At 74.6% G+C, this 20,572-nt stretch carries 22 protein-coding genes and 1 riboswitch; of the genes, 14 read left to right on the top strand and 8 right to left on the bottom strand.

The window, feature by feature from the left end; translation table 11 throughout:
• The first annotated feature begins 18 nt into the window (after nucleotides 1–18).
• On the top strand, nucleotides 19–1,437 hold the full coding sequence (locus NFS20_RS01500; protein ID WP_251149982.1) for an RCC1 domain-containing protein: 1,419 nt from the start codon (nucleotides 19–21) through the stop codon (nucleotides 1,435–1,437).
• Nucleotides 1,434–2,000 carry a signal peptidase I gene (locus NFS20_RS01495; RefSeq protein WP_251149981.1) on the top strand — a complete coding sequence of 189 codons (567 nt, stop codon included), beginning with the start codon at nucleotides 1,434–1,436 and terminating at the stop codon, nucleotides 1,998–2,000. The genes NFS20_RS01500 and NFS20_RS01495 overlap by 4 nt, the downstream gene beginning before the upstream one ends.
• Nucleotides 2,001–2,045: 45 nt before the next feature.
• On the opposite strand, the gene NFS20_RS01490 is transcribed toward NFS20_RS01495, so the two are convergent.
• Nucleotides 2,046–2,345 carry a Dabb family protein gene (locus tag NFS20_RS01490; RefSeq protein WP_251149980.1) on the bottom strand — a complete coding sequence of 100 codons (300 nt, stop codon included), beginning with the start codon at nucleotides 2,343–2,345 and terminating at the stop codon, nucleotides 2,046–2,048.
• Nucleotides 2,346–2,429: 84 nt separating this feature from the next.
• On the opposite strand from NFS20_RS01490, the gene NFS20_RS01485 reads away from it, so the two are divergent.
• Both NFS20_RS01485 and NFS20_RS01480 read left to right on the top strand, forming a co-directional pair.
• The gene (locus NFS20_RS01485) at nucleotides 2,430–3,323 is read left to right on the top strand and encodes an LLM class flavin-dependent oxidoreductase (protein ID WP_251149979.1); all 894 of its coding nucleotides are present in this window, start codon (nucleotides 2,430–2,432) and stop codon (nucleotides 3,321–3,323) included.
• Nucleotides 3,324–3,407: 84 nt separating this feature from the next.
• Nucleotides 3,408–3,617, top strand: coding sequence for a DUF2510 domain-containing protein (locus NFS20_RS01480; RefSeq protein WP_251149978.1), 210 nt, complete (start codon nucleotides 3,408–3,410; stop codon nucleotides 3,615–3,617).
• Between the two features lie 96 nt (nucleotides 3,618–3,713).
• On the opposite strand, the gene NFS20_RS01475 is transcribed toward NFS20_RS01480, so the two are convergent.
• Nucleotides 3,714–4,313 carry a dihydrofolate reductase family protein gene (locus NFS20_RS01475; RefSeq protein ID WP_251149977.1) on the bottom strand — a complete coding sequence of 200 codons (600 nt, stop codon included), beginning with the start codon at nucleotides 4,311–4,313 and terminating at the stop codon, nucleotides 3,714–3,716.
• Nucleotides 4,314–4,481: 168 nt separating this feature from the next.
• Nucleotides 4,482–6,377 carry an ABC transporter ATP-binding protein gene (locus NFS20_RS01470; RefSeq protein WP_251149976.1) on the bottom strand — a complete coding sequence of 632 codons (1,896 nt, stop codon included), beginning with the start codon at nucleotides 6,375–6,377 and terminating at the stop codon, nucleotides 4,482–4,484.
• 152 nt (nucleotides 6,378–6,529) lie between these two features.
• Between NFS20_RS01470 and NFS20_RS01465 the strand changes: the two genes are divergently transcribed.
• The 3 genes from NFS20_RS01465 to NFS20_RS01455 all read left to right on the top strand — a co-directional run bounded on the left by NFS20_RS01465 (nucleotide 6,530) and on the right by NFS20_RS01455 (nucleotide 7,863).
• Nucleotides 6,530–7,174, top strand: coding sequence for a TetR/AcrR family transcriptional regulator (locus tag NFS20_RS01465; RefSeq protein WP_251149975.1), 645 nt, complete (start codon nucleotides 6,530–6,532; stop codon nucleotides 7,172–7,174).
• The gene (locus NFS20_RS01460) at nucleotides 7,171–7,494 is read left to right on the top strand and encodes a hypothetical protein (RefSeq protein WP_251149974.1); all 324 of its coding nucleotides are present in this window, start codon (nucleotides 7,171–7,173) and stop codon (nucleotides 7,492–7,494) included. Before NFS20_RS01465 ends, NFS20_RS01460 begins: the two co-directional genes overlap by 4 nt.
• A gap of 141 nt (nucleotides 7,495–7,635) precedes the next feature.
• Entirely contained in the window at nucleotides 7,636–7,863 is a 228-nt protein-coding gene (locus tag NFS20_RS01455; protein WP_251149973.1) for a hypothetical protein, read from the top strand.
• 25 nt (nucleotides 7,864–7,888) lie between these two features.
• Here NFS20_RS01455 and NFS20_RS01450 read toward each other — a convergent pair whose 3' ends face one another.
• From NFS20_RS01450 to NFS20_RS01440, 3 genes are read right to left on the bottom strand one after another with little or no spacing between them, the layout of a single operon-like run.
• Nucleotides 7,889–8,494 carry an ECF transporter S component gene (locus NFS20_RS01450; RefSeq protein ID WP_251149972.1) on the bottom strand — a complete coding sequence of 202 codons (606 nt, stop codon included), beginning with the start codon at nucleotides 8,492–8,494 and terminating at the stop codon, nucleotides 7,889–7,891.
• Nucleotides 8,495–8,538: 44 nt separating this feature from the next.
• Nucleotides 8,539–9,369, bottom strand: a complete 831-nt coding sequence (locus tag NFS20_RS01445; protein WP_251149971.1) for an energy-coupling factor transporter transmembrane component T — start codon at nucleotides 9,367–9,369, stop codon at nucleotides 8,539–8,541.
• A complete protein-coding gene (locus tag NFS20_RS01440; protein ID WP_251149970.1) occupies nucleotides 9,366–11,279 on the bottom strand; it encodes an ABC transporter ATP-binding protein in 1,914 nt (637 codons plus the stop codon). Before NFS20_RS01440 ends, NFS20_RS01445 begins: the two co-directional genes overlap by 4 nt.
• Nucleotides 11,280–11,464: 185 nt before the next feature.
• Between NFS20_RS01440 and NFS20_RS01435 the strand changes: the two genes are divergently transcribed.
• Complete coding sequence (locus NFS20_RS01435; protein ID WP_251149969.1) at nucleotides 11,465–12,649, top strand: class I SAM-dependent methyltransferase; 1,185 nt, start codon at nucleotides 11,465–11,467, stop codon at nucleotides 12,647–12,649.
• Here the strand turns inward: NFS20_RS01435 and NFS20_RS01430 are convergent.
• Nucleotides 12,631–13,113, bottom strand: a complete 483-nt coding sequence (locus NFS20_RS01430; RefSeq protein WP_251149968.1) for an MOSC domain-containing protein — start codon at nucleotides 13,111–13,113, stop codon at nucleotides 12,631–12,633. The two genes, NFS20_RS01435 and NFS20_RS01430, sit on opposite strands and share 19 nt — an antisense overlap.
• Before the next feature lie 82 nt (nucleotides 13,114–13,195).
• On the opposite strand from NFS20_RS01430, the gene NFS20_RS01425 reads away from it, so the two are divergent.
• Together NFS20_RS01425 and pnuC are read left to right on the top strand one after the other, a co-directional pair.
• On the top strand, nucleotides 13,196–13,954 hold the full coding sequence (locus tag NFS20_RS01425; RefSeq protein WP_251149967.1) for a TetR/AcrR family transcriptional regulator: 759 nt from the start codon (nucleotides 13,196–13,198) through the stop codon (nucleotides 13,952–13,954).
• Nucleotides 13,955–14,131: 177 nt separating this feature from the next.
• Nucleotides 14,132–14,258: riboswitch (FMN riboswitch) on the top strand.
• Nucleotides 14,259–14,428: 170 nt separating this feature from the next.
• Nucleotides 14,429–15,124, top strand: a complete 696-nt coding sequence (pnuC, locus tag NFS20_RS01420; protein WP_251149966.1) for a nicotinamide riboside transporter PnuC — start codon at nucleotides 14,429–14,431, stop codon at nucleotides 15,122–15,124.
• Nucleotides 15,125–15,146: 22 nt separating this feature from the next.
• Here pnuC and NFS20_RS01415 read toward each other — a convergent pair whose 3' ends face one another.
• On the bottom strand, nucleotides 15,147–15,821 hold the full coding sequence (locus NFS20_RS01415) for a hypothetical protein (protein ID WP_251149965.1): 675 nt from the start codon (nucleotides 15,819–15,821) through the stop codon (nucleotides 15,147–15,149).
• 52 nt (nucleotides 15,822–15,873) lie between these two features.
• On the opposite strand from NFS20_RS01415, the gene NFS20_RS01410 reads away from it, so the two are divergent.
• From NFS20_RS01410 to NFS20_RS01395, 4 genes are all read left to right on the top strand, one after another.
• Nucleotides 15,874–16,563 (top strand): AraC family transcriptional regulator, encoded by a 690-nt coding sequence (locus NFS20_RS01410; protein WP_251149964.1) that lies wholly within the window; start codon nucleotides 15,874–15,876, stop codon nucleotides 16,561–16,563.
• A gap of 86 nt (nucleotides 16,564–16,649) precedes the next feature.
• On the top strand, nucleotides 16,650–17,843 hold the full coding sequence (locus tag NFS20_RS01405) for an epoxide hydrolase family protein (RefSeq protein ID WP_251149963.1): 1,194 nt from the start codon (nucleotides 16,650–16,652) through the stop codon (nucleotides 17,841–17,843).
• Between the two features lie 111 nt (nucleotides 17,844–17,954).
• Entirely contained in the window at nucleotides 17,955–19,205 is a 1,251-nt protein-coding gene (locus NFS20_RS01400) for an acyl-CoA dehydrogenase family protein (protein WP_251149962.1), read from the top strand.
• A 110-nt stretch (nucleotides 19,206–19,315) separates the two neighbouring features.
• Nucleotides 19,316–20,551, top strand: a complete 1,236-nt coding sequence (locus tag NFS20_RS01395; protein WP_251149961.1) for an acetyl-CoA C-acyltransferase — start codon at nucleotides 19,316–19,318, stop codon at nucleotides 20,549–20,551.
• The last annotated feature ends 21 nt before the right edge of the window (nucleotides 20,552–20,572 follow it).

The raw sequence follows: 20,572 nt of genomic DNA, 5'->3' as shown, positions 1-20,572 counted from the left end.
CGGGCGGAAGGGGGCCGCGTGTCCCGAGCGGACGGAGTCCGCCGGATCCCGGCGGAGGGCGACCGTACGACCCGGCCCGCGCCGCGCCCGTTGCTCGCCGCGCTCGCCGTGCTGGCGGTGCTGCTCGTCGTGGGACTTCTCGGCCCGGCCGTCGTGCGACCGACGTCAGCGACGTGGACCGATCCCGTGCACGCCCGCGCGACCGTCGTGGTCGACGCGACCGTCGCACCGGAGATGCTCGCGGCGGGAGAGGGTTTCACGTGCGCGCTCGTGGCCGGTGCGGGCTGGTGCTGGGGCGAGGGCGGCAGCGGACAGCTGGGCGACGGCACGTCGACGACCTCGGACGTCCCCGTCGCGGTCGCGCCGGGCGCGACGGGCGGTGCGGTCATGACCGACATCGACACGGGCAACGCACGCGCCTGCGCGGTCGCGGGGGGTGCCGCGTACTGCTGGGGCGTCGGTGTTCTCGGCAACTTCGACACGGCACAGCCCTGGGAGGCACCCCCCTCCCCGGTCCCGGTGGCCGTCTACGCCCAGCCGGCCGGAACCGGCGCCAACGAGTACGAGTCCCCCCTGTTCGGTCGCACGGTCACGACCGTCGGAGCGGGAGAGTTCGCCAGCTGCGCGGTCGCGGACGACGCCTCTGCCGCGTGCTGGGGGCTCAACGTCGGGTTCCCCCGCCCGACCGACCCGTCCGACCCGCAGAGCCGGGCCAACGCCCCCATCGCCCTGCCGACGAGCGCGGACGACCCAACGAGCGAGCTCCCGCCAGGCGTCCAGATCGACCACGTCACGACGGACTTCCAGAACGCGTGCGTGCTGGCCGCCGGCGAGCCGTACTGCTGGGGCCGCAACCAGGAGGGTCAGGTCGGCGACGGCGAGAACGGGACGGCCGTCCTCGCTCCCACCGCCGTGGTGCCGGGCGCGATGACCGCGCGGCCTGTCACGGACATCGACGGCGGGACGTTCCACACGTGCGCGGCCGCCGGCGGGTCGGCGTACTGCTGGGGAATCCGGGCGAACGGCCAGATCGGCGACGGTGGCGGGATCACGGGCACGCAGGACGCACCGGCTCGGGTCGCCCTGCCGGCGGGCGTCGTGGTCACCGACGTCGCGGCAGGAGGCGGAACCGCGTGCGCGCTGGCCACCGACGGCGCGGCCTACTGCTGGGGGAGCAACACCGACGGCCAGCTGGGCAGCACCGCGGTCGGCATCGGAGGGTCGACGGACACCCCCGTCGCGGTGGACAGGTCCCTGCTGCCCGAGGGCGTGACGTTCACGTCCGTCGTCGTCGGCGAGTCGCACGCGTGCGCGACCGCGAGCGACGACGAGGTGTACTGCTGGGGGGCCGGGAGGACGCTCGGCACGGGTGCCGGTCAGACGCTCGCGCCTCGCCCCGAGGTGCCGGTCACGCAGTCGTGGGCGGCGGCTCCGTGAGCGTCGTGAGGCGTCTCGCCGACGTCGCGCTGACGGTCGCGGCCGTGGCGGGAGTGCTCGGCCTGGTGCTCTTCGTGCTCGTCCAGGCGGGCGTCGTGCAGACGCTCGTCGTGACCTCGGGGTCGATGCGCCCGACGTACGACGTGGGGGACGTCGTGATCAGCCGGAGCGTCGACGCCGGGCGTCTCGCAACCGGGGACGTCGCCACCCTGGAGGACGCGACCGGCCGGCTCATCACGCACCGCGTCGTCAGCGCGGAACCGGCGTCTGCCGGTGCCGCGAGCGTCGTGATGCAGGGGGACGCCAACGACGCGCCCGACGCCGTCCCGTACGTCGTGGACGAGGCGCTCGTCCCGGTGGTGCGCGTCCCCGGGGTCGGCCCGCTCGTCGCTGCGGTGCAACGACCGTCCGTGGCGATCCCCGGCCTGGTGGCCGTCGCGGCGCTCGTCGCGATCGCGTTCGTCCCGAGCGGACGCCGGGACGAGCCGCAGGACGGCGCGGCGTCGGAGGACGACGGCGCCCCCGCCCCTGCGCGGCGGGGCCGGCACGCGGCACGCGCCTGAGGCGGCACGCACCCCTCGGTGCCCGCTCAGTCCTTCGGTGCCGGCTCAGGCGTCGAGACGCACGAGGTCGAGCTCCTGGAACTCCGCGACCTCGGGCACCCAGCGCTCCGCGACGAAGGCCCGGTGCGCGGGGTGGGCGTCGTACGCGGCGTACGCCGCGTCGTCGTCGAACACCATGGAGAACTGGAACGCGAGCGGGCTCTTCGCGCTGACCTGGCGCGAGACGGTGAAGTCCCGGACGCCGGGGATCGCCGTGAGAGTGCTGCGGCCCGTCGTGAGGAACTCGGCCTCCTCGGGGCTGTCTGCGGCGTGGACGAGACGGAAGGCGACGGTGTGCTGGATCACACCCGCCACCCTAGACGGGCGCCGACCCGTCCCGACGCGACGGCGCGCACGCGCGACGACGGTGCGCGCCCGTAGTGTCGTCCCATGCGCGTGAGCACCGTGATCCTGCCCGTGTACCCGTGGCGCGAGGGCCGGGAGGTGTGGCGCGAGGCCGACGACCTGGGGTTCCACACGGCGTACACGTACGACCACCTGTCGTGGCGCACGTTTCGCGACGGCCCGTGGTTCGGCACCGTGCCGACGCTCTCTGCGGCGGCAGCAGTGACCGGACGCGTCCGCCTCGGGACGCTCGTGACCTCGCCCAACTTCCGCGAGCCGGTGACGTTCGCGAAGGACGTCATGACCCTCGACGACGTCTCGGACGGGCGGATCACGGTCGGCCTCGGCGCGGGGACCACGGGTTTCGACGCGAGCGTGCTGGGTGGTGAGCCGTGGTCGGCGCGCGAGCGGGCCGACCGCCTGCGGGACTTCACCGTGCTCCTGGACCGGCTGCTCACGGAGCCCGCGGTGACGCACGGCGAGGGCCACTACCGCGCGCACGAGGCACGCACGATCCCGGGCTCGGTGCAGGCGCCGCGCGTTCCGTTCGCGATCGCCGCGACCGGGCCGCGCGGGCTGCGGCTGACGGCGCGGTACGGGCAGGCGTGGGTCACGACGGGCGACGGGCGCCTCGGTGACGACGCGACGCCGGCACAGTCCCGGGCGGCGGTCCGCGGGCAGGTCGAGCGCCTCGAGTCCGTGTGCGACGACGCCGGACGAGACCCGTCCGACGTCGAGCGGATCCTGCTCACAGGATTCACCCCGGATCCCGCCCTGGAGTCCGTCGACGCGTTCGTCGAGACGGCGGCCGGGTACGCAGCGGCGGGCATCACGGAGATCGTGCTGCACCGCCCGATCCCCGGGACCCAGTTCGCCGCAGACCAGGCCGTCTTCGAGCGCATCGCCACCGAGGGCGCGCGGCAGGTCGCCACGCTCTGACGTCTCCGACGCGTCGGCGCGACGCAAGATCCGCCTCCTTCGGGACACACACGTCCCGAGAGCATCGCGACGCGAGGAGGCGACGTGCGCAAGCCACCGGCCGGCTGGTACCCCGACACGACGAGCGCGGCGAGCGAGCGGTGGTTCGACGGCGTGTCGTGGACGACCCTCACGCGGCAGCGCGAGCAGGCGGGACGCGGCGCCGCGAGCCCGTGGTGGGCGGTGGTGGCGGCCGGTGCGGCCGTCGCCCTGGTCGTCGCGGCACCCCTCCTCCTGCCGTTCGCCGCAGCGTGACGACGCCGCCCCGCCGAGCCCCGGGTCATGGGTCGATCAGGCTCCGTGGTGCCCCACAACCCGGGGTTCGGCACGTCGTCCGGTCGCCGCGAGCGGTCAGCCGAGCCGACCGGCGGGCCGGTAGACCATGTGCGTGACCCGCGAGGCGGCGCGCACGGACACGATCTCGAGCTGCTGAGGCGGCACGCCGTCGAACACCCGGTCGCCGTGCCCGAGCACCTGCGGCACGACGTGCAGCCGGATCTCGTCGACGAGGCCGGCGGCGAGGAACTGGTTGATGGTGGCGGCGCCGCCCGTGACCGAGACGTCCCTCTCCCCCGCTGCCTCGCGTGCCTGGCGCAGCGCCGACTCGATGCCGTCCGTGACGAACGTGAACGTCGTGCCGCCCTCCATCACGAGAGGCTCGCGCTCGTGGTGTGACAGGACGAACACCGGCGCGTGGTACGGCGGCTCGGGCCCCCACCAGCCCGACCAGTCGAGGTCGAGCTCTCCCCGGTCGGGTCCGAACATGTTGCGACCCATCACGTAGGCACCGGCGGACAGGATGGCCGCGAGCTCCTCGGCGTTCTCGTCCGCGGTCTCGAACATCCACGCGTGCAGGTCCACACCCTCGCCGAACGGGTGCTCGGCGGTCTGGTCCGGGCGGGACGAGAACCCGTCGACCGACACCGCCACGTCGAACGTCACACGACCCATGACACACCCTCGCTCTCCGCGGCCCGCACGGGCCGCCGTCGTCGTCCTGACGCTGCTCCGACCGGGCCGGGCCGGCCAACTCATCGCCGACGACGACCGGAGCCATGACCGGGGTACTACCTCGCAGGACCGGGGTGCTACCTCGCGGGACCGAGGTACTACCAGGGCTCAGGCGGCGGCGGGGGCCTCCTGGGTCGCGATGCGCAGCGCGGCGACGAGCTCGCGGTAGAGCTCGTCGGTCGCGAGCAGCTCGGCGTGCGTGCCGCGCGCCCGGACGCGACCCGCCTCCATGACGAGGATGAGGTCCGCGTCGATGACGGTCGAGAGCCGGTGCGCGATGGTCACGACGGCGCGGTCGCGCGCGAGGTCCTCGATCACGGCGTGCACCGCGGCCTCGGTGAGCCCGTCGACCTGGGCGGTGGCCTCGTCGAGGAGCAGGACGTCGGGCGCGTGCAGGACGGCGCGTGCGAGGGCCACGCGCTGGCGCTCGCCCCCGGAGACGGTCGTGCCGACGAGCGACGTGTCGAGACCGTCCTCGAGCGAGCGGACCTTCGTGGCGAGCCGCACCTTCTCGAGCGCCTCCCACATCGCGTCCTCGCTCGCCTCCGGGTCGGAGAGCTGCAGGTTCTCGCGGATCGTGCCCGGCACCACGGGCGTCTCCTGCTCGACGTACGCGAACCGGCGGCGCACGTCGTCGAACGTCAGCGCGTCGTACGGGACGCCGTCGAGCAGGATCTGCCCCGACTCGGGCTGGAGGAACCGCAGCAGGAGAGAGAACGTCGTCGTCTTGCCCGCGCCCGACGGCCCGACGATCGCGACCTGACCACGGTGCGGCACGTCGAGGTCCAGGTCGTGCACGACGGGCTCGCCGCCGGGCAGGTACCGCGCGGTGACGCCGCGCAGCGCGAGGCGCGGGACGTCGTCGGGCACCGCCTCCGTGCCCGACGCCGCGCCTGCGTCGCGCTCCTCGCCTGCCTCGGCGCCGGCGGGCGCGGGCGACGGCGTGGCCGCGCGGTACGCGGCCGCACCCGGCTCGTCCTCCTCGGCCTCGATCGCCTGGACCTCGCGGATGCGGCCGGCAGCCGCGATGCCCGCCTGGAGCTGCGTGACGTTCATCGTCAGCCCGGTGACGGGCTCGACGATCTGGAAGGCGTAGAGCAGGAACGCTACGAGGCCCGACACGGCGAGGAGCCCCTGGTCGACGCGCCACGCACCGAGGGCGAGGACCACGATGATCGCGAGCTGGATGCCGCCGCCCGCGATGGTCCACGCGACGGCCTCGGTCCGCACGGCGCGGACGCTGTGCCGCGCGGACTCCTGCGCGTCGGCGAGCACGCGGTCGACCTGGCGGCCCTCGGCGCGGCTCGCCTTGATGGTCCGCACGGCACGGAGCCCACCCTCGAGCGTGCCGCCGAGGCTGCCGAGCGACTCCTGCGCCTTCTCCTGGGCCTTGGCGATGCGCGGCATGAGCGCGCCGACGAGCACGCCGATGACGACGATCGCGGCGAGGGTGGTGCCGAGCAGGACCATGTCGAGGACGCCCATGAGCACGATCGTCCCGACGAGCGACACCGCGAAGTTCACGAGGTTGACGAGGCTCGACGACGCGGCCTCGCGCAGGAGCACGGTGTCCGACGTGACCCGGGTGACGAGCTCGCCGGTGGGCCGTCCGGTGAGGGCGCCGATCTTCGCGCTGAAGTACCGGCGCACCATCGACGACCGGGCGTCGAGCACGACACGCTCGGCGAGCGTGCCGAGCAGCACCCACTGCCAGAGCCCGAGGACGAGGCCCACCACGAGGAGCCCGACGAGGGTCAGGACGGCCGGCGTGAGCGACGCCCCGGTGCCGAGCGTGTCGAGCACCCACTTCGTCACCATCGGTGTGGCGAGGGTCGCCGCGGTGGTCCCGAGCCCGAGGACGAGGCCCAGCGCGAGGGTCCGGCGGTGCGGACGGACGAACTCCCAGAGCACCTTGAGGCGCGGGAGGAAAGGCCCCTTCGGCTCGGTCTCGGGAGCGGCGCGTTCGGGACCCGCGAGGGGGCCGGCGGTGTCGGTGGTGGCCATACCGTCAACCATGGTTGACATCCGATCTGCTGTCAACTGTAGTTGACGGCATTGTGGGGAAGGATGCGGGAGCGGAGTGATCCTAAGTGGAACACGCATGTTCCACAGTCGGCAAGGTGTGTGCCATCCACTCGGTCGCTAGGGTGAGGCACGTGACGGCACGGACGAGCGACGGGACCCGGACCCGCGGCACCCTCGGAACGGGCTCCGGGGTCCCGGAGACCACGGAGACCGCCGCCCGCGCGCGCACGCGACGCGCGATCCTCGAGGCGGCCACGTCGGTGCTCAGCGCGGACAAGTCGGCCTCGCTCGCCGACGTCGCCCAGGCGGCGCACGTCGGGCGGACGACGCTGCACCGCTACTTCCCCGAGCGCGCGGACCTCGTCGAGGCCATCGGCGCCGAGGCGGTCGAGCGGACGCGCGCGGCGATCACCGCCGCACGGCTCGACGTCGGTGATCCTGCGGCGGCGCTGCGGCGGCTGGCGTTCGAGTACTTCGACCTCGGCCCCTGGTACATGGTGCTGTTCAACGAGGTGGCCGACGGCGAGCCCGAGTTCTGGGCCGAGGCCGAGGAGGCGGAGGAGCCGGTCCGCGCGCTCTTGCGACGGGGGCAGGCGGACGGCGTGGTCGACGACCAGCTCAGCGTCTCGTGGCTCGTGCGCACCCTGTGGTGGACCCTGTTCAACGCCTGGTCGATGGCCGCCGAGGGCGAGGTGTCCCGGGCCGACGCCCTCCGGATGGCCCTGCGCAGCATCGAGGGCGTGGCCCTCGCCCGGCCCGCTCGGAACCCCTCGTGACGGCGGCCGACGGCCGTCCGCCCGCCGACGGCCGTCCGCCCGCGGACGGGCAGAACCGCGGCGTCGGTGAGCGGCTGCGCCGCTGGTGGCAGCGTGCCGACGAGGTCCGCACCGGGACCCGGTGGTCGAGCGTCGCGACGGTGCTCGGTGGCGTCGTCGTCGCCGTCCTGTGCCTGGGACTCGTCCTGCGGGGACGGGTGTGGGCGTGGATCCCGTGCGTCCTCGCCGCCGCGGTCGCGCTGCGCGAGGTGCGCTACCTCCAGCGTGTGGCCCGCGGCGGCCGACGCGGCCCGCGGTACCAGGAGAACGCGCCGCGCTGACCGAGCCGACCGGGAGGTCATCCGCAGGTCGCACACCTGCGGCCGGCAGGATCCACCGAACGGGCGACGCGCGGAGGGCGTCCGGCCGAGAAGACTGGGGTACGGCGTCGGGTAGCGGCGCCGAGAATCCCGGAGGCACCCGTGACGAGCCAGACCCCAGCCCGCGCGACGACCCCGCCCACCCCACCCACGCGCGCCGCCGCGCGCGGCCTGCGGTTCAGCGCGCGCCGTGGCCGCCGCACGCCCGCACCCGCCCGGCCGGCCGGGCCACCCGTCGAACGGGCCAACGGGTGGGTCGTGGCGATCGCCGTCGCCGCCGGGGCCGTGCTGTTCTCGGTCCTCGCGATGAACGCGTTCCTCGGCGGCTGACTGGTCCCGTCCTCCTCGGCTCCGGTCAGCCCTGCTCGGCCGGCGCGACGACGGGCGCAGTCGCCGCAGGACGACGTGCCGGCGCGAGCCCGCGCGCCACGCCCGCCCGCTCGAGACGGCGCGCGAGCAGCAGACCCGCCCAGGTCCCGGCGAGCGAGCTCGCGATCATGAGCACGACGATGAGCACCTGCACGACCGGCGCCATCGACGCGGCGTCGAACGCGACGAACGCCGACCAGGTGTACAGCGCGGCGAACACGAACGTCGCCACGTAGAAGAGCCACGGGGCCCACACGCGGTAGAGCGTCACGAGGAACGCGACCTCGAGCGCCGCGCCGACCATGAGGCACGTGAGTATGGACGACGCCCCGAGCGGCGACGCCGAGCTGATCACCCCGGCGACGAGCATCGTCAGCACGGCCGCACCCGGGCGGCGCACGAGCGCGAGGGCGAGCACGGGCCCGACGATCCACAGGCCGAGCATCGCGGAGTACAGCACGGGCACGGTGGAGGAGAGCGCCGCCGCGACGAAGTTGGCCGGGACGAGGAGCACGCCCGTCGCGGCACCGATCGCGGCGCAGGTCATGAGGTACCGCGTGGTCAAGGACTGACGGCGAGGTGCGGAGGACATGGTGGCTCCGGGTGTCGAGGTGTGGTGGACGGACGGTCGAGCGGTCAGGCGGAGAGCGCGGGGACGACGACGAGCGCGACCGCGGCGGCGAGCCCCCACGTCGCGAGCAGGAACACGACGTCCCGCACGCGGAACGGCACCACGACGCGCTCGGTCCGCGTGGGGTGCGCCCCGAAGGCGCGCGCCTCCATGGCCAGCGACACGCGCTCGCCGTGCCGGATCCCGCCCGCGAGCAGCGGCACCGCGTAGCCGACCTGGCGCCGCGCGGCGGCGAGGGGCCCGCGGCCGTGGTCGACGCCGCGCACGCGGTGGGCGGCGCGGATGACCTCGAGCTCGTGGCCGAAGCGCGGGACGAACCGCAGCGCCGCGAGCGCGGCGTAGCCGACGCGGTACGGCACCCGGAGCTGCTGGACCATCGCGCGCACGACGTCCTGCCCGGTCGTCGACAGACCGCCGATCAGCACGAGGAGCAGCAGCGCGCACGTGCGCAGGCTCGTCGCGAGCCCTACGGCGAGCGCACCCGACCACAGCTCGAAGGGACCGACCGTCAGGAGCAGCGTCGTGTCGTCGACGTCGCGCGGGTCGGTGAGCACGCCGAACGACACCGTCATGACGGCGGCGAGCGCAGGGAGGCCGACCAGGAGCGACGCCACGACGCGGCCGGGCGGCCGGACCATCACGAGGATCACCGTGAGCGCGGCGAGCCCGATGAGGGCCGGGGTGAGCACGTCGCGCGTCGTGAAGACGTAGACGACGACGGGCAGCGGGCCGAAGGCGGTGACGAGCGGGTCGTACGTGCGCAGGTCCCACGCGGGACCGGCGAACGTGCCGAGGTGCGCGGGCTCGGCCGCGCGCGTCACGGCGGCGGCCGTCATGCCGTGACCCCCGCAGAGGTCGTGGCTGCGACGGTCAGGTCTGCGGCGGGCAGGTCCGCGAGGCGCGTGACGGTCCGCCACGCGGGGTGCGCGAGGTGCCGCGTGGCGCGCGCGAGCGGCGGTGTGCGCAGACCGGCGGTGCGCAGCACGTCCTCGTCGGCGAGGACGTCGGACGGCGGGCCGTCGGCGAGCACGGCACCGTCGGCGAGCGCGACGACGCGCGTCGCGTGCTCGGCGACGAGCTGCATGTCGTGGCTCACGACGACGACCGCCGTCCCGTCGAGGTGGAGCGCGGTGAGCAGGTCGAGCAGCTCGGCCGCCCGCTCGCGGTCCTGCCCGTAGGTCGGCTCGTCGAGCACGAGGACGTCGGGACGGCACACGATCGCGGTCCCGACGGAGAGCCGCCGCTTCTGCCCGCCGGACAGGAGGAAGGGGTGCCGGTCGCGCAGGTCGGCGAGGCCGAGGCGCCGCAGCACGTCGTCGACGCGCTGCGCGACCTCGTCCTCCGGCACGCCGCGCACGCGCAGCCCGAGGGCGAGCTCGTCGTCGACGCGGGTCGTGACGATCTGGTGCTCCGGGTTCTGGAACACGAAGCCGACGCGCTGCGCGAGCTCGCGGGGGTCGGCGGATGTCGGGTCGAGGCCGGCGACGGTCACGCGTCCGTCGAGCGCGCCGCGACGCGGCCGCAGCACGCCCGCGGCGAGCTGGGCGAGCGTCGTCTTGCCCGCGCCGTTCGCGCCCACGACGGCGACGAGCTCACCGGGCGCGACGGTCAGGGACACGTCGCGGAGCACGGTCGTCGCCGCGCGGCCGCGGCCGCGGCGGAACGTCAGGCGGTCGACGACGAGCACAGGGGCCTCGGCGCCGGGCGCCTCCACCGTCCGGTCGCGGTCGTGCCCGACGCCGTCCCGCGCGCCCGTCCGCCGGGTACCGGTCGGGCGAGGGTCGGCCGGGCGCGGGTCGGGCAGGACGGGGACCGCGTCGAGCGCCGCCGCGAGCTCGTCCGGCGTGAGCGGGACCGGGTCGAGGTGGACGCCGGCCGCGCGCAGCCGCAGCGCGACGAGCGTCGCGGTGGGCAGCCAGACACCGAGCCCGGCGAGCTCCTCCGCGTGGCCGGCGAGCACGTCGCGCGCCGGGCCGTCGAGGACGAGGCGCCCCGCGGCGTCGAGCACCACGACCCGGTCGACGAGCGAGACCGCGGCGTCGAGGTCGTGCTCCACGAGCAGGACGGCCCGGTCTCCGCGCGCCACGACGTCGCGCAGCACGGCGTAGACCTCCTCGGTGCCGACCGGGTCGAGGTTCGCCGTGGGCTCGTCGAGCACGAGGAGCGGAGAGCCGAGCGCGAGCGCGCACGCGACGGCGAGGCGCTGCCGGCCGCCGCCGGAGAGCGTCGCCGGGTCGTGGGCGCGCCGGTCCCAGAGGCCCACGGTGCGCAGCGCCGACTCGGCCCGCGCGAGGACCTCGTCGACCGCCAGCAGCAGGTTCTCGGGGCCGAAGCACACCTCGTCGAGCACGGTCCCCGTCACGACCTGCGCGTCAGGGTCCTGGAACACCATCGCGACGTCGCGCGACAGCTCGGGCGGAGCGTGGTCCTGGGTCGACCTGCCGCGCACGCGGACGGAACCCTTCAGGTCGGCGCCGACCACGTGCGGCACCAGCCCGTTCGTCGCGAGCGCAAGGGTCGACTTGCCGCACCCCGACGGGCCGAGGAGGAGGACCGCCTCGCCCGCGCGGACCTGGAACGTCACGCCGCTCGGGGTCGGCGCCGGGTGGTTCCGCGCGTCGTCGGCGGAGCCCGGCAGGTCCGGCGCGACGTCGTCGTGGTGGACGTGGTGGCGGATGCTCACGTCGCGCACGGCGAGCGTCGGCACGCCCGGGGACGCGCCGGTCGGCGTCTCGTCCCGGGTCACGCAGCACAGGATAGGCGAACCTAAGCCGCCTGACGAGGGGCGGACCAGCGTCCGTGCAGACTCGGCGGGAAGGCCGTCGAGATTCAGCCGCTCGACCCGTCGACGCGGGACCTCTCACGGGTCTACCGTCGGGGGACGGGCGCTGCCGCTCTCGGTACGCCCGGCCAACGTGGGACGGGATCGTCGTGACGACCGGTGAGCGGACGAGCGTGCAGCAGGGGGATCCAGACGGAGGGGCGGACGACGCGTCGCCCGTCGACGCCTTCGCGGAGCGCCTGTTCACCGCGACGCTCGGCGCGATCGACGTGCTCTCCGTGCACGTCGGCGACCGGCTCGGCTGGTACCGCGCGCTCGCCTCGTCCGGCCCGCTGACCTCCACGGCCCTCGCCGAGGCGACCGGCACGCACGAACGCTACGCACGCGAGTGGCTCGAGCAGCAGGCGGCGTCCGGCATCCTCGCGGCCGAGGACCCGGGCGCCGGGCCCGCGCTCGACGCCGACCCGCACGACGTCGCCCGCGAGCGCCGCTACGCCCTCCCCGAGGCGCACGCCGAGGTCCTCACGGACACGACGTCGCTCGCGTACTCCGCGCCGCTCGCGCGGTTCCTCGGGGCCATCGGGCCGCAGCTCCCGCACCTGCTGGACGCCTACCGCTCGGGCGGCGGCGTGTCGTGGGACCAGCTCGGCGACGACGCGCGCGAGGCCCAGGCCGACGTCAACCGGCCGTGGTTCGAGCGCGAGCTGGGACCGGTGCTCGCGAGCCTGCCGGAGATCGACGACGTGCTGTCGCGGCCGGGGGCGCGCGTCGTCGACGTCGGGTGCGGGTTCGGCTGGTCGACGCTCGCGATCGCGCGGGCGTACCCGGGCGCCGTCGTGCACGGGATCGACGTGGACCGGCCGTCGGTCGCGGCGGCACGTGCTGCCGCGGACGCAGCGGGTCTCGGTGACCGCGTCACGTTCCACCTGGGCGACGCGACCGAGCTCGCCCTCCTCGCGACGTCCGAGGGGCCGGTCGACCGGGCGTTCGACGCCGCCTTCGCGTTCGAGTGCGTGCACGACCTGCCCCGCCCTGTCGAGGTGCTCGACGCGGTGCGCCGGGCGGTACGGCCCGACGGCGTGGTGGTCGTCATGGACGAGGCGGTCGCCGACGAGTTCAGCGCCCCGGCCGACGACGTCGACCGGATCATGTACGGCTACAGCCTCTTCGTGTGCCTGCCCGACGGCCTCTCCACGCAGCCGTCGGCGGGGACGGGGACCGTCATGCGGCCCGCGACGCTGCGGCGGTACGCGCGCGAGGCGGGGTACTCGGACGTCGAGGTGCTGCCCGTCGACGACTTCGCGTTCTTCCGGTTCTACCGCCTCGTGCCCTGACCCGACCCCGCGGCGTCGGCCGGGGCGCTCCAGCGGGCCTCGTCGCCGACGCGGATCGTCCCGGACGACAGCAGCCGGCACACCACCCCGCCGCGCCGATGCATCGAGCGCATCGCCCCTGGCGCGATCCAGTCGTCGAGCAGCCGGCACGGCGCGGCGATGCGCAGGACCTGCAGCTCGACGTCGCCGAGCGTGAGGAACGACCCCGGCTTCGTCGGCAGGTCACCGTGCGTGAGGGTCACGTTGCGCCGCGTGAGACCGGGGTCGATCTCCTGCCCGAGCTCCGCCGACGCCGCAGCGAGGTCCGCGAGCGTCTGCACGGTCACGTGCCGGTGCTTCGAGCCGTGGTACCGGTCGCCGACGAGCCCGCGTCCCTCCTCCGCCTCGACCGCCGGGACGGTGCGGGTGGGCAGCCGCCGGGCCTTCGCGACGTGGATCGAGTGCACGCGGGGTGGTTCGGTCACCGGGCCAGCGTGCCACCGGGCCGCGTCCCCCACCAGCACGCTCCCCCGAGCGGGAACCCGGTACCGGTGTACCGTCCCGTCCATGACCGACGTCCGCAGCCGCACCCATGCCCAGGCCGTCGACGCAGCGATCGAGCTCTTCACCCGCCAGGGGTACGAGCAGACCACCGTCGAGGAGATCGCCGACGCCGCACAGGTCAGCCGTGCCACCTTCTTCCGCCGTTTCCGCTCGAAGGAGGACGTGGTCTTCGCGGACCACGAGCTCCTCCTCGACGAGGTGGTCGTCATGCTCGCGGGGACCCGGCCCGTGCCCGACGCCGCGGGGAACCTCGTCCCGGACCCGGCCGTCGACCCGTACCTCGAGGTCTGCCGCGCCGCCCGGCTCGTGTTCGACCACCACGTCGGCCAGCGCGAGACGTCGCTCGCGCGCCACCGCCTGCTGCAGCAGGTGCCCGCGCTCCGCGACCGCGAGCTCGTGACCACGCACCGCTACGAGCGTGCTTTCACCGCCTACCTGCGCGACGCCCTGCCGCCCGACGCGCGGCGCTCCACCGCGTCCATCGCGTTCGCCGCGTCCGTGGTCGCCGTGCACAACGCGCTCCTGCGCCGCTGGCTCCGCAACCCGGAGCAGGACCTGCGCCCGCAGCTCGAGGAGGCGTTCGCCGAGCTGCGCCGCGCCGCGGCCGGGCGCTTCACCGCCGACGACACCGCCGGGGCCCCGGCACGCGGCACCGGCACGACCGACGGCCGCCGCGTCGTCGTGACGGTCGTGGACGCCGGCGCGAGCGCAGCAGACGTCGCGGACGACGTCGCCCGCGCGGTCCGCGACGCCCTCGCCTGATCCCGACCCCATCGCGAGATCGGTAGGACGGCGCGAGACCGGTCGTTCAGAGAACCGATCTCGCGCCGTCGGACCGGTCTCGCGTCGACCTGCCGATCTCGAGACCGTCTTCCCGCAGGGCACGAGCGCTCGGGGAATGCCCGGGTAGCATCGGCCGTTGCAGAACGCAGTACGCACGAACGTGCTCCGGGGTCGGTGCAATTCCGAGCCGGCGGTGACAGTCCGCGACCCGCGCCCTATGCGCGGTTGACCTGGTGGAACTCCAGGACCGACGGTGACAGTCCGGATGGGAGGAAGCACGTGCGGCGCGGTCGTCCCCGAGGGGACGGGTCCGTCGAGCACTCGACGAGCCCGCACCCGTGGAGGTCCTCCTCGCCGTGGTGAGCGACGGCGTCGGCGGCCCGCACGGGTCCCACGACGCCCCGCCCGCCCTCACCCCGGAGCCTCGTGCCCGGGAAGGACGAGGGACGAGCGATGGACCTGATGGCGCTGTTCGACGCGCAGCTCACGATCGGCGACCAGCACCTGCTGTGGCGCGAGATCGTCGGCAACGGGTTCGGCCTGGCATCGGCGCTGGGCGGCATGCGGCGCAAGGTGTGGGCGTGGCCGGTGGGCATCGTCGGCAACCTGCTGCTGCTCACGGTGTTCCTCGGCGCGGTGTTCGCGACGCCCAACCCCGTGAACCTGCTCGGCCAGGCCGGCCGCCAGGTCATGTTCGTCATCGTCTCCGTCTACGGGTGGGTGCAGTGGCGCCGCACGCAGCAGCGTCTCGGTGACGCGGACGCCGACAGCCACGGCGTGAGCGTCGTCCCGCAGTGGGCGACGGCGCGGCAGCGGATCGCCCTCGTGGTCGCCCTCCTCGTCGGCACCGCCGTGCTCACTCCCGTGTTCCGCGCGCTCGGCTCGTTCGAACCGGTGTGGGCCGACGCCTGGATCTTCATGGGCTCGCTCCTCGCGACGTACGGCATGGCCAAGGGCTGGGTCGAGTTCTGGCTGATCTGGGTCGCGGTGGACATCGTCGGCGTGCCGCTCCTCGTGTCCGCCGGCTACTACGCGTCCGCGTTCATGTACGTGTTCTACGGCGCGTTCACGCTCGTCGGGTTCTTCGTGTGGTGGCGGATCAACCGGCGCGCGACGGCCGAGCAGCTGGCCGCCGGCGCACCCGCCTGACCGCACGGGCGCGAGCGACGCCTCAGTCGTCCTCGAACAGCATCGTGTCCGACGGCGCGACCCGGTACGCGCCGAGCGTCGGCTCCGCGCACACCGCGTCGACGAGCGCCTCGCTCCCGCCGAGGTAGGCCGCGGCCGCGTCGACGTCCGATCCGACGAACCACGACCGGTCCTCGGGCCACCACAGGCTCGGTGCCTGGCCGTGGTGACGGAACGCCGCGACGTCGGCCAGCGTGCCCGTCCACAGATGGTGCTCGCGGTGCGGGAGCAGGAGCATCGGCGCCGCCGGTCGTTCGACGAGCGTCGGGGCGAGCTGGTCCCACGCCTCGGCCTGCGCGGCGGCGATCTCCTCCTCGCTCGGCCGCGGCTCGTCCTCCGCCCAGCCGACGAGCACCCCGATCCCCGAGCTGTGGCGCGGGTCGGTGCCGTGGTCGTAGAGGAACGAGAACCCCGTCCACAGCCCGGCGTGCACCGGCTGGACGCCGGTGAACGGTTCCAGCACGTCGACCAGGACGTCGAGCGGCGCCGGGCTGCCGTCCTCCGTCGCGTACAGCAGAGTCCCGTGCGCCTCGGGGAACGGGACGCACGCGTACGCCGCGTAGCCCCGCGGGACCGTGCCGTCGACGCGCGGCCCGAAAGGCCCGAGCCGCTCCGCGATCCAGGCACCCGCCGAGGCGTCGTCGTCCCACGTCACCATGCGGCGACCCTACGCCGGGGAGGCGTCGCACCCCCGTCCTAGACTTGCGGGCGTGAGCTTCCTCTACGAGGAGCGCGCCGCATCCTCCCCCGCCGTCGACGTCGTGTGGGCCACCGTGGACCTCACCGACGGGACCTATGTCGCGTCCGCGGACGCCCGGTGGGACCTCGTCTTCACCGTCCACGCGGACACCCGCCGCGTCCTGCTCTCCGGACCGTCCTCGAAGCCGACGCCCGTCCCGTACCTCGCCGGGAACCACAACCTCGGGGTGCGCTTCTCGTCCGGCACGTACTTCGCCCACGAGCCCGTCGCGACGTGGCGGGACCGCACGGACCGGTTGTCGATGCCGTCGCCCGGCGCCTTCCTGCTCGCCGGGGACCTGTGGCCGTTCCCGTCGGTCCGCCTCGGCGCGACCGACGTCGACCGGCTCGTGGCCGCCCTGAGCGCCGCGGGCGTCGTGCGGCACGACGACGTCGTCGAGGCGGCGCTCGACGGCGGCGCGGCACGCTGCTCGGTCCGCACGGTCGAGCGTCACTTCGCGCGCGCCGTCGGGATCGCCCCGCGTCGCGTGCGCCAGATCGAGCGGGCGCGCGAGGCGGTCGCGAGGCTGCAGGAGGGCCGCTCGATCGCCGACGTCGCGTACCGGCTCGGCTACGCGGACCAGGCCCACCTCACGCGCGACCTGAAGCGTCTGACGGGGCACACGCCGGGTCGGTCGCGCGAGCGCGGCGAGCCGGTCTGACGGCCAGGGTGTCGCGTCCGTTCAAGACACCCCGCCCGTCCCCCGGTTCGCTGAGGTGGTCACGACCACCCCGAGGAGGACCTGTCATGGGTACCGACGTGGACGTCCGACCGTACGAGATCGCCGTGAGCGCCGAGGAGGTCGACGACCTCCGGGAGCGGCTGGCGCGCACGCGCTGGCCCGCCGAGCTGACGGACGCCTGGGACCGCGGGACGCCCGTGGGCTACGCGCGCCGGCTCGCGGAGCGCTGGCGCACGACGTTCGACTGGCGCGCGCAGGAGGTCCGGCTCAACCGCCTGCCGCAGTTCGTCGCCGAGGTGGACGGACAGCGGATCCACGGGCTGCACGTGCGGTCGACGCGCGCGGACGCGACCCCGTTGCTCCTCTGCCACGGGTATCCCACGTCGTGCGTGGAGTTCGCGCGGCTCGCCCCGCTGCTCGCCGAGCCCGACGGGGATGCACCCGCCTTCCACGTCGTCGCGCCGTCGATGCCGGGGTACGGCCTCTCGACGCCGCTGGCCTCGCACGGCTGGGACATCGTCCGCACCGCGGACGCTTTCGACCGGGTCGTGCGGGCGCTCGGGTACGAGCGGTACGCGGTCTTCGGCGGCGACGTCGGCGCGGGCGTCGCCGAGCAGCTGTGCCTCGACGCGGGCGACCGGGTCGTCGCGTCCCTCGTGTCGACCGACCCCGGCGCGATCGCGACGGCGTACACGCCGCCGACCGACCACCTGACGCCCGCCGAGGCCGAGCGGCACCAGGCCCTCGTCGCGGCGCGCACCGAGGACTTCGGCTACCTCCAGGTCCAGGCGACTCGCCCGCTGAGCGTCGCGTACGGGCTCACGGACTCGCCCGCGATGCAGCTCACGTGGATCGTCGAGAAGTTCCACGAGTGGACCGACCCGGCGCACGACCTCCCCGAGGAGGCCGTGGACGTCGACGACCTGCTCGCCCTCGTGAGCGTGAGCTGGTTCGGGCGGGCCGGCGACGGTGCCGCGAACCTCCTCTACGAGACCGCGCACTCGGCGGCCGCGTGGGGACGCCACCACGACCGCCCGCAGGGCATGACGGCGTTCGGGACCGAACCGCTGATGCGGCGCATCCTCGACCCCGACGGCATGCTCCCGTTCTGGAACGAGCGACCGCGCGGCGGGCACTTCCCGGCGATGGAGCGGCCCGACGACGTCGCCGCCGACGTCCGCGCCTTCCTCGGCGACCCGGCACTGCGCGAGAGCGCCGCGACGGCCGCGCAGGGCGCTGCCGCGCCCGGAGCATCGTGATACTGCGTCTCGGGTTGACCTGAGACGGGGTATCGGCGCACGATGGAGGGGAGCGGCTGCGCAGGGGGACCCTCCCGGCGGGCCGACAGCCCGTCCGAGCCAGGAGCACCGATGCCCGCCACGCCGATCAAGCCCGGTGTCACCGAACCCGCCTACGACCTCACCACGCCGCTCGACGTCGACTACGCCGGGGCGTTCGCGGACGCCACCGACGCCGACCGTGCGCACCAGCAGCGCGTGCGCGCCTTCGTCCAGGACGAGGTGCTGCCCGTCATCGACGAGTACTGGGAGCGAGCCGAGGTCCCGCTCGACCTCGTCAAGCGCCTCGGTGAGCTCGACCTCCTGCGCGACGGCGTCGACGTCGAGGGTCGCGAGCACGTCAGCCTCATGGGCGCCGGCCTCGCCGCGATGGAGATGTCGCGCGGCGACGGCTCGGTCGCGACGATCTGCGGTGTCCAGGGCGGGCTCGCGCTCCGCTCGATCCAGATGCTCGGCTCCGACGAGCAGCGCGCACGGTACGCCGAGCCCATGGCGCGCGGCGAGATCATCGGCGCGTTCGCCCTCACCGAGCCGACCCACGGCTCCGACTCCGTCTCGCTCGAGACCACCGCCCGTCGCGAGACCCGGGACGGCGTCGAGGGCTACGTGCTGAACGGCGAGAAGAAGTGGATCGGCAACGGCTCGTCCGGGCACATCACGGTCGTGTGGGCGCGGCTCGTCGACGGCGAGGGCGGGGAGGGCGACAACCAGGTCCACGGCTTCGTCGTCCCCCAGGACTCCCCCGGCTACACCGGCACGACGATCACCGGCAAGGTGTCGCTCCGCGCGATCTGGCAGGCGCACGTCGTGCTCGACGACGTCTTCGTCCCTGCCGAGAACGCCCTTCCCGGTGCGCGGTCTTTCAAGGACACCTCGCGCGTGCTGTTCGCGACGCGCCTCGGGGTGGCGTGGGCCGCCGTCGGGCACGCGGTCGCGTGCTACGAGACCGCGGTCGCGTACGCGACGCAGCGCGTGCAGTTCGGCCGCCCGCTCGCGGCGAACCAGATGATCCAGGAGCGCCTCACCCGGATGCTGTCGACGCTCACGCAGATGCAGCTCCTCGTCGCGCAGATGACGCGGCTCGACGAGGCGGGCGAGCTCACCGGCCCGCAGGCGTCGCTCGCGAAGTACACGTGCACGCGCGGCGCGCGGGAGATCGCGTCGAGCGCGCGGGACCTGCTCGGCGGCAACGGCATCCTGCTGCGCAACCGCGCCGCGCGGCACTTCGCGGACGTCGAGGCCCTGCACACGTACGAGGGCACGGAGTCCGTGCAGGCCCTCATCGTCGGTCGCGACATCACGGGCGTCTCGGCCTTCGCCTGACCGGGCCGCGCGCACTGCGCGCGCCCCTCACGCTCCCGGCGCCGCGTCGCCCCTCCTCGCGGCGCCGGGCCCTTCCCTCGGCACCTCCCCCGCACTCCCGGACGGATCCCATGAGCAACGACGCCAGCACCCTGACCGACGGCGCAGCCGTCACCCCCGAGGACGAGGTCACCCCCGTCCTCCTGCACGGGGCCCGCACGCCGTTCGCGCGGTTCCGCGGCGCGCTCGCGTCGTTGTCGGCCGCCGACCTGGGCGCGCACGCGATCCGCGGTGCGCTCGCCGCGGCCGGGGTCTCGCCCGAGCAGGTCGACACGGTGATCGTCGGTCAGGTCGTCCAGGCGGGCGCCAAGCAGGGACCCGCCCGCCAGGCCGCGATCCACGCGGGCATCGGCTGGGACGTGCCGACCGTGACGGTGAACAAGCTGTGCCTGTCGGGGCTGACGGCGATCATCGACGCGGCACGGCTCATCCGTACCGGCGAGGCGACGGTCGTCGTCGCGGGCGGCCAGGAGTCCATGACGAACGCGCCGCACCTCGTCGTGGGGTCGCGCGCGGGCTTCGCGTTCGGCGACGTGACGATGGCCGACTCGCTCACGCACGACGGGCTGAACGACCCGTTCAGCGGCGAGGTGATGGGCGAGCTCACCGACCGCGGCTGCGCGACGCGCGGCATCGGCCGCCCCGAGCAGGACGCCTACGCGCTGCGCTCGCACCAGCGGGCGGCCGCCGCCCGCGACGCCGGTCACCTCGCGGAGGAGATCGCCCCCGTCACCGTGCCGCAGCGCCGGGGCGAGCCGGTCGTCGTCGCCCACGACGAGGGCGTACGGGCGGACACGACCCTCGAGGCGCTCGAGCGGCTGCGCCCGGCGTTCGTCGAGGACGGCACCATCACCGCGGGGTCGAGCTCGCCGCTGTCCGACGGCGCGGCAGCCGTCGTGGTCGCGAGCCGCGCCTTCGCGAAGCGCAACGGGCTGGACTGGCTCGCGGAGATCGGCGCGGCCGGCCAGGTCGCGGGGCCCGACAGCTCGCTGCACTCCCAGCCGTCGCGCGCGATCGAGGCGGCGCTGAAGCGCGAGGGTCTCGCGGCGTCGGACCTCGACCTCGTCGAGATCAACGAGGCGTTCGCGGCCGTTGCGCTCCAGTCGGTCGCCGACCTCGGGATCGACGAGGACGTCGTCAACACCGACGGCGGCGCGATCGCGCTCGGCCACCCGGTCGGCGCGTCGGGCGCGCGTCTCGCGCTGCACCTCGCGCTCGCGCTGCGGCGACGGGGCGGCGGGACCGGTGCGGCCGCGCTCTGCGGCGGAGGCGGCCAGGGCGACGCTCTGATCCTGCGCGCCGGTTGAGCCCTGGCGCGGTTGCGCGCG

Source organism: Cellulosimicrobium sp. Marseille-Q4280 (assembly GCF_943181405.1).
Taxonomy (GTDB): Bacteria; Actinomycetota; Actinomycetes; order Actinomycetales; family Cellulomonadaceae; genus Cellulosimicrobium.
Note: the sequence above shows the minus strand (reverse complement) of the source record. Positions and strands in the feature narration are given on the sequence as shown.